Here is a 13,104-nt window from a genome sequence, read left to right as displayed (position 1 = left end):
CACGTTCCTCGATATCTTGTGTAATTGTAGCAACATACATACTTCCGCTAAAAAAATAAAAGCCAGCCTCAATAAAGAGAACTGACTTCTATTTGGATCATTATAGTTACTATAAAATTTTCACTTTAACAGTTTTTCTTCCCCAATTCATAGCTTTACTTTTTGACCCCATTAATACATCAATACGATTACCTTTAATTGCGCTTCCAGTATCACCAGCGATAGCTTCTCCATAACCTTCTACCCATACTTTAGATCCTAATGGGATTACTTTCGGGTCAACTGCGATAATTCTCATATTCGGATTTACCGTTAAATCATGCCCCATAGCAGTTAAAACGCGTCCACCATATGTACCATTTTCACTTGGATCAGCAGTATACGCTGTCGCTACTACCGTTAATTCACGTTTAGCAGACTGTATGTTGTTTTTTGATACTTCTTTCGCTCTCTCTTCTTCTTTAGCCTTTGCTATTTCTCTTGCTCTCTCTTCTTCTTTAGCTTTTGCTATTTCTCTTGCTCTCTCTTCTTCTTTAGCTTTTGCTATTTCTCTTGCTCTCTCTTCTTCTTTAGCTTTTGCTATTTCTTGCGCTTTTTCTTCTTCTTTAGCTTTTACTTCTTCTTTAACTTTTGCCTCTTCTTTAGGTTTTACTATTTCTTGCGCTTTCGGTTCTTCTTTAACTTTTACTTTCTCTGATACTTTCGCCTCTTCTTTAGGCTTTACTATTTCTTGCGCTTTCGGTTCTTCTTTAACTTTTACTTCTTCTTTAGGTTTTACTATTTCTTGCGCTTTCGGTTCTTCTTTAACTTTTACTTCTTCTTTAGGCTTTACTATTTCTTGTGCTTTCGTTGTTTCTTTCGCTTTTGCTACTTTCTGCGTCTTTACTTCTTTCTTTTCTTTAACTGATTTTTGTACTTTCGCTACTTGCTTTGCTTTCTCTTCAGTTTTCTTTTCAGTTGGTGCTGTACTTGATAGGAAAGAAACGTTTGCATAAGCTGTTTTTCCTTTATACTCAAATTGCAGCCATCCGTCTTTTACTTGATGCGTTGATTCAATTACATCATCTTTTTTTAGTCTGCCAAGAATTTCTGAATCTGTGTTTGCTTCAGTACGTACATTTAACAAATTTGCCGTTACATGATACACATCTTTAGTAAACTCCGAACTTACAAATACTTCCTTACCATTTAACTCAATTTTTGACCAGCCATCTTCGGTATTAATGACTTTTAACTCTTGCCCATTCTTTACTTTTTCGACAACTTTTGATTCTGTAGTCGGTTTTTCACGTACGTTAAGTACATCTGCTGTTACGATTGTTTCTGCGGTAGCGGTTGTGGTAAACGCCCCCAATCCAAAAATAGTTGCTGTTGCTGCGCCAATTACTTTTTTCATATTAGCCTCCATTATATTTTTTTGAATTTTATCAAATGCCTCTGTAAAATTGTATAATTTTACATAATATCAAAACATTTGCAACAGTATATTAATACCGCTTAATATACTGTTATTAAAACTCATCACTTCAATACTAACAAATTCTTATTTCTAATTCTATATATTATAAATCTCCTTATCTTTTATAAAAGCTTCATGCCCTTCTTCACACTAAATAGTCGTTGCAATTCCCGCCAAAAATAAACTTACGATTGCTAAAAATTGAGTAGCGACTATAGCCCCTCTTAAATGAAACTTATAATCTTTATATCCCTTCATTCCTTCCGTACTAGGAATCACAACAAACCTTGGAGTAATCCAGCAAAAAATTAGCCAATCAATTATAAGTAAATCTACTAAATTGAAAATCATTAAAATACCAAAAGTGTGTAAATAAGCATCCATATACATTAATTTTTCATGCTTATGTAATATATATGTAGAAACGAAAGGACAACCGAAAAGAATAGCATTATATACAATATTAAAGTAAATGGTTTGCTTTTTTTCATGAATCGATTTTGGAAAAACTACTTTTTGAATATCTTTCGGATAATCAGTTAACGATAGTCGAGGATTATAATATAAGGACCCTAAAATCATTACGGATAGTACAGTAGACATGATGACACCAACGTACATCATTTGCTCAAATTGATTCATATGCTACATTCACCTTTTTCTTTAATTACTATGTTGCTCCTTTACTTAATTACACATTGTATGCTCATAAATAACCAAAAATTAATACCACCTTCAACACCCAATCAAAATTCTTGCAATGCAAAAACAATTTTTATAAAGTGAAAGCCTAATTAGTTAAGTTAGGATTGGTAAAAACTATGAAAATAGATCATATTGCAATTTGGGTAAATGATTTAGAATTAATGCGTTCTTTCTATACGAAGTACTTTAATGGTAAATCGAACTCTTTATATCATAATGAATTGAAACAATTTGAATCTTATTTTATTACGTTCGAATCTGGAGCAAGACTTGAAATTATGCGTAAAAAAGGTATAGAAAACGAGCCTAACCTTAACATAACTGGCTATGCTCATATGGCTTTCTCTGTCGGTAGTGAAGAACGCGTAAATGAATTAACTACAACATTAAAAAATGATGGTTATCCTTTATTAAATGGACCACGTTTCACTGGAGATGGCTATTACGAAAGTGTGATAAGCGATCCTGAAGGTAATCAAATTGAAATTACGATTTAATTTATCTTTTTTCTGAAGAACAAATGAACATTAGTTTGGAGGAGTATTATACAAAAGCTAAATTTGAAGAAACAGATTTTAATTTATCTTTCCAGCTCGTATCCAATAAAGAAGTAATGGCGCCATGAAAATCATCAACTATTCAGCTGTTATAAAGTATATGATCCATTATGGGGTTTAAATGCAATACAAAAAATGCTTAGGATTTCTCCGAAGCATTTTTTGTATGTTACTAATAAATTTATTCCTTAACCATTTAGTCCATGATTGAGCCTATGGCCCCATCTTTTACAAGTGAGGGCACCCCTATTAATCTAAATAAGCGTCTCATTTCCAATCTTCCAGCTAAACCATTTCCCATGCCCTTCTGTTTCTCCAACCGTTTCACGATATTCGTTTCCGTTAATATAATAATCAATATGAAGGTCACGATCCCACATGTTGTTATAAAGGTGGAATACATCACGTTTTGCGCCAATTTCTTGTATTTGTTTTTCTAACTTATGTTTTACTTGTTCTGGTATTTGATTTGCGACGTGTGTATGGAAAATACAAATAACAGCTTCTTCACTTATTTGTTCAATAATAGATGATAATAGCTCTACACCGTCTCCTTCTATTAATTGGACAGATTCATTTTTCACTAAAGATGCAGCTTGATCAAACATCTCAAGCCTTTCTTTATGTTCTGGCCAAATTAAAGCACGTAACCATAAATAATCTTCCTCATTATGTAAATCATTCACATGTAAGTCCAGTCCGATTCTTTCTACGACAGATGGGCTTTCTTTTAGAAAATGCGGCACATTCTCCCCTCTTATTTCAGAAGTTACATGCACATTTGAATTTATATTTCCGTACATTTCATCCGTCCCGTACGAATAACTATATTGGTCCCAGAACAGTTGCAACCCAGAACTTGTCCCAATTTCAATTAACGCTAACGGCTTCTTCACTTTGTTAAATATGTAGCAGAAACTTGGGTATAAATATGCGCACCTTCTTACTTCATTCGTTTGAACGAGTTTCGTTTGTAACAAAGTAATGATTTCTTCTCGGTACTCTTTACAGAAATCTTTAAAGTGATCAAAAGCTTTATCTAAATTTGTATCGGCATTTTCAACTAAACTACTATAATACGTTTTTAAATGATGTTCTTTCCCTGCTAACAATAAATAATGTACTGCACCTAATAGTAAGTTTGGGACTGGTTGACCTACCTGAGCATAGGACGATAGTGTAAGTACTTCCTCATCTTCAGCAATTTTCATCGATAAATATTCATATAAATCACTTGACCCTTTACATTCCTTTATTGAAAAGTTTCGAAATAAGTTTGAAATTTGCTCTTTTGTACGCATTAGAGTTCCTCCTTTTTTTCAGAATAATCTTACCATTACAGAAAGAATACTTCCATAAAAAGGTACTCAATTTAGTCACTTAAGGATACGTAAGCTTTTTCGAGATAATTTCAAACTGTAATTTTTTTCTATTTATCACCTTAAAAGAGCTTGTTAAATAAGATTTTTGGCGAATAAAACGTTAAATAGTTTAAAATTATCAGATAACACTAGATATTTTAGTCTATTAATTATTATAATAGAGTATGAGATGGTTATACAATTGAGACAAAAAAGGTAAATACCTAGGTGGGGCCTAGGCGGTGTTTCTCTTTTACGGCTTAGACATAGAAAACACCTACTCTTTTTTGCCAATATAGGGGATGGAGAGATTATCATGAGCAACATGCAGCAAAAAACAGACGTTATCTTAATTGGTGCAGGAATTATGAGTGCAACGTTAGGCTCATTACTAAAAGAATTAGCACCTGAATGGGAAATTAAAGTTTTTGAAAAACTCGCAAGTGCCGGGGAAGAAAGCTCTAATGAATGGAATAATGCAGGTACAGGGCATTCTGCGCTATGCGAACTGAACTATACTTCCGAAAAATCTGACGGATCTATAGATATTAGTAAGGCTGTAAAAGTGAATGAGCAATTCCAGCTTTCAAGACAATTTTGGGCATATCTTGTAAAAAGTAAATTAATTCGTAATCCACAAGATTTCATTATGCCTCTACCTCATATGAGTTTAGTACAAGGTGAAAAAAATGTTGAGTTTCTAAAAAACCGTTTTGAAGCGCTTTCAAAAAATCCACTGTTTCAAGGTATGGAATTTTCCGATGCTCCTGAAACATTAAAAAAATGGCTTCCACTCATTATGGAAGGACGTACACCTAACGAACCAATGGCTGCAACGAAGATTGATTCTGGAACAGATGTTAACTTCGGTGCATTAACACGTATGTTGTTTGATTACTTACAAACGAAAAATGTCGAGCTAAACTACAAACATAGTGTCGAAAATATTAAACGCACAAAGAATGGTTTGTGGGAAGTAAAAGTACACGATATGAATAGTGGTAAAATTGAGCATCACACTGCAAAATTCGTCTTTATCGGCGGCGGTGGCGGTAGTCTACCTCTACTACAAAAGACTGGTATCCCTGAATCAAAACATATCGGTGGATTCCCTGTAAGTGGACTATTTATGGTATGTAAAAACCAGAAAGTTGTCGAGCAACATCATGCGAAAGTATATGGTAAAGCTAAAGTTGGCGCTCCGCCAATGTCTGTACCTCACCTTGATACGAGATATATAGACAATAAAAAAGCTTTACTATTTGGACCGTTCGCAGGGTTCTCTCCTAAGTTCTTAAAAACTGGCTCAAACCTTGACTTAATTGGTTCTGTAAAACCAAATAACGTCTTAACGATGTTAGCTGCTGGTGTAAAAGAAATGGGATTAACAAAATACTTAATTCAGCAAGTTATGTTATCTCACGAAAAACGTATGGAAGAATTACGCGAATTCATTCCGAACGCGAAAAGTGAAGATTGGGATATTGTAGTTGCTGGTCAGCGTGTACAAGTAATTAAAGACACTGATGCTGGCGGTAAAGGTACACTTCAATTCGGCACAGAAGTTGTCAGTGCGGCTGATGGATCAATCGCGGCGTTACTAGGTGCATCACCGGGTGCTTCTACTGCCGTTCACGTCATGCTTGAAGTATTAGAAAAATGCTTCCCAAGCCGCATGGTAGAATGGGAAGGAAAAATAAAAGAAATGATTCCTTCTTACGGCATTTCATTAACAGAAAATCCAAGATTATTCCAAGACCTTCACACTTCTACAGGTCGTACCCTTGGATTAAATGAAAAAGAAACGGTTCATAATTAATGAAGAAATGAAAACGTCCGATATATTCGGACGTTTTTTCGTTACTAGAAATTATATTTATCAATATTATCCTTTGTAAATACAACTCGTTCTGGTAGTACGATAATTCCGTTTCCTTCTGCCTCATAATCATATCCTTGAATAGAGTTTGGCTCTACTTTCACTTTTCCGATTCCTTCTACTTCAAAGCTATCCCCTACTTTTAACTTCTTCCCTTTTACTACTATTTCATTTGCTACATACGTTGCGAGTGCACCTTGTTGTTTTACATCCCATAATCCGAATTGCTGTACTGTTCCTCGTTTTACATAATCACGCATAACATTCGGTGTAGAAAACCCTGTTACAACGACTTTTTTATCCATTTTTAAGTTTTCCGCTGCTTGTGCCATCGCCGGAAGTGCCGTTGCATCTGGACAAATGACTGCATTAATATCTGGATACGTTTTTAAAATGTTCTCTCCTACAGATAAAGACTTTTGCGCATTATTTTCGCCGTACTGCGTCGTTACAATTTCCCAATTCGGATATTTCTTTTTAATAATTTCTTTCGCTTTCGTTACCCATTGGTTTTGATCTGTTACTGTTGGGCTAGAATAAAAGAATGCTACTTTTCCTTTATCTCCAATTTGTTTGGAAGTCATTTCAATTAATAAGTTAGCAAGTTGATCTGGTGTTCCTTGGCTTATATAAAATGAACGGTCTTTCGGATTCACATCAGAATCCCACGTTAAAACAGTCATTCCTTTTTTCTTAGCTCGTTGTAATGATTGTGATAAACCATCTACTGACGTAGAAGAGACCATAAGTGCATCATAGTTTTGATTAATAAAGTTGTTTATATATTTCACTTGCCCCGATACACTTGCTTCAGACGGTCCATCATACTTCACTTGTACACCTAGTTTATCTCCCATCTCTTTTGCTCCTTCACCGCCCGATGTAAAGAAGCCAACTCCAGTTAATTTCGGAATGAATGCAAATTTCACATCATCTGCCCTTTTCTTATCTGCCGTTTGACTAGAGCAAGCGATTAAACCGATTAAACAAATGCATACAATGAATACAATCCCCAGTTTTCTCTTCATGACATTTCCCCCTTATGCAAGTTCTTTCTTTTCCACGGTGTGAATTGATGTAATTTGAAATGTCTCATAATAACTGAAAGAATAAGAATAATACCAATAACTACGTTAGATTGTTCATTTGTTAAACCCGTCATTTGCAAGCCATACTGCATGAGCCCAATGAAAATACTCGCCAGTACAGTACCGATAATGCTTCCTTTTCCGCCTGTAATAAGTGTACCACCTAAGACGACTGCTGTAATGATTGGTAAAATTGTTTCACTTCCCATATCAGCACGTGCGGAACCGAAGTAGGCAGTTAAGAAAGCGCCTCCTAATCCACCTCCTAACCCGGAAAGTATGTAAGCAATAATGACTACTTTTTTCGTTTTAATCCCAGTGTATTTTGCTGTATTTTCGTTCGCACCTGTTAATTTTACATGGCGCCCGTATATAGTTCGATGAAATAATACAGTACATAAAACTGTTAATACGATCAGTAGCCATAATAAATTCGGTATTCCTATAAAACTACCATTTGCCAGTTGTACAAATGCGTCAGGCAAACCACTTATCCCTTCATATCCAGAAGCACCTGCCCCTCCTGAAATGACGAGTGCAATTCCGCCGTATAAAAACATCGTTCCGAGTGTAACGACAAGTGGCTCTACATCTGTCATTTTTATAATGATTCCGTTTAAAGCTCCTGCTAAACAACTAATTATAAGAGTTAATATGACAGCTAGCAAAATAGGTATTCCATTCATCCAAAGTACACCAATTATAATCGAAGTTAACCCCATAATAGATCCTACAGAAACGTCAATTCCTCCTGTTACAATAACGAAAGTCATTGGTATCGCTGCGATTGCTATAAATAGAAAATCATTTGTACTAAATAAGAGATTACTAACGTTTAAAAAATCACTATTGATTAAACTAAAGAGAATGAATTCTACAAGAAGTAATACAATTAGAACCCCTTCCCATCTATATACATACTTCATAGATTCATCCTCCTTTCTGCCTTCCACTTTTTCATAACACTATCTAATATGATGATAAGTAATAATAAAAAACCTGAAATAGCATTATTCCAAAATGCTGGTATTTTTAAAAAGACGAGTGAGCTACTTATTGTTTCTAAAAATAACGCTCCTAATGCAGCTCCAAATAAAGATCCTGTTCCTCCTTTTAAATGAATTCCGCCTAGTACAGCGGCTGCGATTACTTGTAATTCTAATCCTGTACCTGTTTGATTTGGGACGAACCCGATATTCATAACAAATATGCAACCAGCGAGCGCAGCGCTTATGCCTGAAATCATAAACGCATATATCTTCACTTTATTAACAGGTATACCAATAAGTCTCGCGCCATCTTCATTGTCACCTACCGCATAAAAGTATCTTCCAAATGGCACTTTTCTTAAAAAGAAGTATAGTAGTAGTAAAATAATAAGAACGAACCATACAGTTATAGGTAAACCAAGAATGATGATAGATGACAGCTGCTTAAAATCGTTTGGAATATCTTCAATCCACTTCCCGCCTGTGAAAATTAACATTGTACCTCTAATAATTCCTAGCATGCCTAATGTCATAATAATGGCTGGTACCCGAAACTTCGCAACGCCAATCCCATTTATAAAACCGAGAATAGCGCCAAGTAAAATAGCAGCAAGTATGGACAAAAATGCATGATATCCATCCGTTAACAACATCCCGCAAACAGCTGCGCTTAATCCCATAATTGAACCGACTGATACGTCTATATTTTTCGTAAATAAGACGAACGATTGGCCAATTGCTAGGACAACTAAAATAACGCTTGATTTCATCATTAAAGATAACGAGTTAAGCTGAACGAAACTTGGATTTATCATTCCGACAATGGCAATGTAAATGAGTAATAATAGTATGATAGATGTTTCGTGCATTTTATACATACGTTTCATTCCGTTACACCTCCGTATGCAAGACGTGTAACTTCATCTACAGTCATATTTTGTTTCTCTAAATGAGAAACAAATTGTCCATTTCGCATTACATATACACGGTTTACTAATTGGACAATTTCTTCAACATCTGAAGAGATTAATAAAATTGCGAGTCCTTCCCTTTTCATTTTTTCTATCGTCTCATACACTTCAAGCCTTGCTTTCGCATCAATTCCGCGAGTCGGCTCATCAAGAATAATAATTTTCGGATTACACGCAAGATATTTTGCAAGCACGACTTTTTGCTGATTACCTCCCGATAAAGATGCTAGAACTTCATCCATGCTTCGTACAACAATTCGAAACTGTTCTATATACGCCTTCAATAAAGCGCTTTCTTTTTCTTGGTTAATGAAAAATCGACTATTCTGATGTAAACTTGCTGCAGTCATATTTTCTTTAACCGATGCAATTGAGAAAATACCATTTCTTGCTCTATCCTCTGGCACATAAACTAATCCCTCGCTAAGTCTTTTATGCAAAGAGCATGAATCAATTGATTTTCCTTCTAATAAAATAGAACCTAATTTTATAGACTTCAATCCAAATATGGCTTCTGCTAATTCCGTTCTGCCTGATCCAACAATGCCAGCAATTCCTACAATCTCTCCAGCATGTACAGTAAATGATATATTTTCGAATGCGTGACTCGTTATATCAATTACTTCTAATATTTTTTTCGTTTCTTTTGTCTCTTGCACTATTTCTCTTTTCTCTTCTTGTTTATACCCTTTCGGCAATAACCCCTCCATTAGCATGTCATATGTATAGTCACATACATCACCTTGGCTTACAATCATTCCATCACGTAATATCGCTACTTTGTTGGCAATTTCAAAGATTTCTGGAAAGCGATGCGTAATATATATCATTCCAATTCCTTTTTCTTGTAAGCTTTTCATCATCACAAAAAGACTCTTTATTTCGTGAGTTGTTAATGTCGATGTTGGCTCATCTAAAATAAGAATCTCGGCTTCCCGTATTAATCCTCTAACGATTTCTACTAACTGTTGCTGCGCAATGGATAGTGATCCTCCTAATTCTTTAAGGTCAATATCCCATCTTAAACTGTCAATCAATTGCTGAATCTTTACTTTTAATTCCTTTTTCTTCCCTTTTAGTCCGATACATATATTTTCTTCAATGGTCATATGCGGAAAAACGAGTGGTTCTTGTGGTATTAAGTAAATCCCTTCTCGGTGTGCTTTTTCCGGATTTACAAACTGTTTCCTCATTCCTTTTACATACATTTCTCCACTATCATACGAATATAACCCCGTTAATATTTTCATTAATGTTGATTTTCCAGCACCATTTCCTCCAACTAAAGCGTATATATCGCCACGCTCTACTTGTAAGTTCACCTCTTTTAACACATGTTGATTTGAAAACGCCTTACTCATTCTCTTTACATGTAATAAAGGTACGTTCTCCACATGATGTCACCTGCCTTCATCCAGAACATTTTTTGAGAAAATGATTATTTGTTCTACTTGTTTTGTAGCATTGTATATTTCTTTTTTCATATCTAGAACACTTTTTTCATCAGACAATTAATCGTTTCAACTGGAATAAACAAAATATATGGCACATATGTTTAAGCAGTGGTCAATTGTTGAAAGGGATGACGCGTATGACACAGCTGAACTTTGAAGAGAATTTATTAACGAAAGTAGCTTGGTATTATTATAAAGACCAATTAACACAACAGGAAATTGCTTCACTTCTTCACATTTCAAGAAATAAAGTTGTCCGATTATTAGATAAGGCGCGGAGTGAAGGTATCGTTACATTTCACGTAAAAGGGACTGGTTTGCACTGTTTAAGTATTGAGCGTGACCTAATGAAAAAATTCCATTTAAAAGATGCTTTTATTATCCCTACCCCAGTAAACAATTATCACGCTTCTCTCGGAAAAGCTGCTGCACAATATTTAGAAACTCAGCTCCAGCAAGGCGATTTACTCGGCATTGGCTGGGGTGAAACGATTAGCAAAATGCTAGAAAACATTCATTTTGAAACTTCTATTAATCTTTCAATTGTAACGCTAACAGGCGGAGTAAATCACTATCTCCCGAGAAAACAAAACTATTTTCACTACATGCAAGGCGATTTTCACATTATCCCTACGCCGTTTCTAGCATCTACAACCGAAATGGCACAAAGTATTTTATCCGAACCGAGTGTAAAAGATATGCTTCATGTCGCTTCACTTGCTCATACGGCTGTTGTCGGTATTGGCGGATTATCTCAAGACGCTACGATTGTAAAAGAAGAGAAATTAACGCTACGTGAGATGACGTATATTCGTAGTCAAAACGGTGCGGGCGATATTTTAGGGCAGTTTTATAATACGGATGGTGATTTATTAAAGCTCCCACATCATAATCGACTAATTGGTACGCCGCTCTCGATTCTGCGCAAAATGAAACATGTCGTTGGTGTTGCTGGAGGTATAGAAAAGATAGATGCAATTTATGGTGCCTTAAAAGGAAAGTTCATTCATACATTAATTACCGATGAGGAAACGGCCCTCTCCTTATTACGAAAGGATGGTGATTGTTAATGTCTCATTTATTAGCTTTTGATGCTGGTACAGGAAGCATTCGAGCTGTTCTTTTTGATTTATTAGGTAATCAAATTGCGGTCAGTCAAAAAGAATGGGTTCATAATACGGATCCTCGTTACCCGGGTTCTATGAATTTTGATGTAATAGAAAACTGGAAGCTAGTACAACAGTGCACGAAAGAAGTTTTACAAAGAAGTAATGTCACGCCCTCTTCTATTCTAGCTATTAGCGCTACTAGTATGCGAGAAGGTTTTGTTTTATATGATAAAGGTGGGCAAGAAATATGGGCTTGCGCAAATGTTGATGGACGTGCATCCGCTGAAGTTAGTGAGCTAAAAGAAATACGGTCACATCTTGAAGAAGGTTTATATACTAGATCTGGTCAAACTTTTTCATTAGGTGCTTTACCTCGACTACTTTGGATTAAAAAACATGAACCAGACGTCTATAGTAATATTCATTCTTTTACGATGTTAAACGATTGGATATTATATAAACTAAGCGGCGTACTACAAATCGACCCTTCAAACGGATGTACATCCGGTATTTTTGACCTACAAAATAGAGTATGGGATAACGATGTCGCTATCGAGTGCGGTCTAACTTTGCCATTTTCACCAACAGTAAATGAAGCTGGTACAGTAATTGGCAACGTCACAAAAGAGTGTGCAACATTAACTGGATTATGTGAAGGAATTCCTGTCGTCGCCGGGGGCGGAGATGCACAAATGGCCTCACTTGGAACAGGAGTCGTGAAACCTAATCAAACGTTAATATGCGGAGGTAGTTTTTGGCAACAAGAAGTCAATGTTACAGAACCAAAAACAGATCCACATGCTTCCATTCGGGTAAATTGTCACGTCGTACCTAACCTTTGGCAATATGAAACGATTGCCTTTTTCCCAGGCCTTGTTATGCGCTGGTTTCGAGACGCTTTTTGCCATGAGGAAAAGAAACTTGCTGACAAACTCGGTGTAGATGCTTATGCATTATTAGAAGAACAAGCGAAAGACGTACCTGTTGGTTCACATGGCATTATCCCTACCTTTTCAAATGTTATGAACTACATTTCTTGGCGTCATGCCGCACCTTCTTTTTTAAATTTAAGTTTAGATGCTGACAAATGCGGAAAAAAAGAACTGTTCCGTGCTATTGAAGAAAATGCTGCCTTTGTTACACTTGGCAACTTAAAATTAATAGAAAATCTCACAGGGACATTCCCTTCTGAAGTCATTTTTGCTGGCGGTGCTGCTAAAGGAAAACTATGGCCACAAATTTTATCGGACGTCCTTGGTATTCCTGTAAAAGTACCTGTTGTGAAAGAAGCAGCTGCTTTAGGAACTGCGATTGCTGCTGGATTTGGCGCTGGCATATATTCATCTATGGAAGAAACTGCCGAAGAGTTTGTACAGTGGGAGCAAACATTCGAACCAGTTACTGAAAATCACGAACTATATAAAGAGTTCTATGAAACATGGAAAACTGTATATGACAGTCAGCTCGCTTTAGCTGATAAAGGGCTCACCTCACATATGTGGATTGCGCCTGGTGCACTGTAACACATTACA

The 13,104-nt window shown here is 35.9% G+C and carries 11 protein-coding genes; 4 read left to right on the top strand and 7 right to left on the bottom strand.

Annotated elements, in window-relative coordinates; genetic code table 11:
* Positions 1-109: 109 nt before the first annotated feature.
* Both entB and JDS82_RS06665 read right to left on the bottom strand, forming a co-directional pair.
* The gene (entB, locus tag JDS82_RS06670; RefSeq protein ID WP_242474883.1) at positions 110-1,396 is read right to left on the bottom strand and encodes a cell wall-binding protein EntB; all 1,287 of its coding nucleotides are present in this window, start codon (positions 1,394-1,396) and stop codon (positions 110-112) included.
* A gap of 213 nt (positions 1,397-1,609) precedes the next feature.
* Positions 1,610-2,101 (bottom strand): hypothetical protein, encoded by a 492-nt coding sequence (locus tag JDS82_RS06665; protein ID WP_064057082.1) that lies wholly within the window; start codon positions 2,099-2,101, stop codon positions 1,610-1,612.
* Positions 2,102-2,280: 179 nt separating this feature from the next.
* Between JDS82_RS06665 and JDS82_RS06660 the strand changes: the two genes are divergently transcribed.
* Positions 2,281-2,661 (top strand): VOC family protein, encoded by a 381-nt coding sequence (locus JDS82_RS06660; RefSeq protein WP_064057081.1) that lies wholly within the window; start codon positions 2,281-2,283, stop codon positions 2,659-2,661.
* A 314-nt stretch (positions 2,662-2,975) separates the two neighbouring features.
* On the opposite strand, the gene JDS82_RS06655 is transcribed toward JDS82_RS06660, so the two are convergent.
* Complete coding sequence (locus JDS82_RS06655; RefSeq protein ID WP_064057080.1) at positions 2,976-4,022, bottom strand: DUF2332 domain-containing protein; 1,047 nt, start codon at positions 4,020-4,022, stop codon at positions 2,976-2,978.
* Positions 4,023-4,398: 376 nt separating this feature from the next.
* Here JDS82_RS06655 and JDS82_RS06650 point away from each other — a divergent pair, with 376 nt between their 5' ends.
* Positions 4,399-5,901, top strand: a complete 1,503-nt coding sequence (locus tag JDS82_RS06650) for a malate:quinone oxidoreductase (RefSeq protein WP_000069157.1) — start codon at positions 4,399-4,401, stop codon at positions 5,899-5,901.
* A 44-nt stretch (positions 5,902-5,945) separates the two neighbouring features.
* Here the strand turns inward: JDS82_RS06650 and lsrB are convergent, their stop codons facing one another.
* From lsrB to JDS82_RS06630, 4 genes are read right to left on the bottom strand one after another with little or no spacing between them, the layout of a single operon-like run.
* Positions 5,946-6,989 (bottom strand): autoinducer 2 ABC transporter substrate-binding protein LsrB, encoded by a 1,044-nt coding sequence (lsrB, locus tag JDS82_RS06645; RefSeq protein ID WP_048566170.1) that lies wholly within the window; start codon positions 6,987-6,989, stop codon positions 5,946-5,948.
* Positions 6,986-7,975, bottom strand: coding sequence for an ABC transporter permease (locus JDS82_RS06640; protein WP_000878528.1), 990 nt, complete (start codon positions 7,973-7,975; stop codon positions 6,986-6,988). The genes lsrB and JDS82_RS06640 overlap by 4 nt, the downstream gene beginning before the upstream one ends.
* Positions 7,972-8,925: an ABC transporter permease subunit gene (locus JDS82_RS06635; protein ID WP_199712897.1), complete on the bottom strand. Its 954-nt coding sequence runs from the start codon at positions 8,923-8,925 to the stop codon at positions 7,972-7,974. Before JDS82_RS06635 ends, JDS82_RS06640 begins: the two co-directional genes overlap by 4 nt.
* Complete coding sequence (locus JDS82_RS06630) at positions 8,922-10,403, bottom strand: sugar ABC transporter ATP-binding protein (protein WP_199712896.1); 1,482 nt, start codon at positions 10,401-10,403, stop codon at positions 8,922-8,924. Before JDS82_RS06630 ends, JDS82_RS06635 begins: the two co-directional genes overlap by 4 nt.
* A gap of 197 nt (positions 10,404-10,600) precedes the next feature.
* On the opposite strand from JDS82_RS06630, the gene JDS82_RS06625 reads away from it, so the two are divergent.
* Together JDS82_RS06625 and lsrK are read left to right on the top strand one after the other, a co-directional pair.
* Positions 10,601-11,533: a sugar-binding transcriptional regulator gene (locus tag JDS82_RS06625; protein WP_199712895.1), complete on the top strand. Its 933-nt coding sequence runs from the start codon at positions 10,601-10,603 to the stop codon at positions 11,531-11,533.
* Entirely contained in the window at positions 11,533-13,095 is a 1,563-nt protein-coding gene (gene lsrK, locus JDS82_RS06620; protein ID WP_048566165.1) for an autoinducer-2 kinase, read from the top strand. Before JDS82_RS06625 ends, lsrK begins: the two co-directional genes overlap by 1 nt.
* Positions 13,096-13,104: the final 9 nt, after the last annotated feature.

The organism is Bacillus cereus group sp. N14, assembly GCF_016483555.1.
GTDB lineage: Bacteria > Bacillota > Bacilli > Bacillales > Bacillaceae_G > Bacillus_A > Bacillus_A wiedmannii.
Note: the sequence above shows the minus strand (reverse complement) of the source record. Positions and strands in the feature narration are given on the sequence as shown.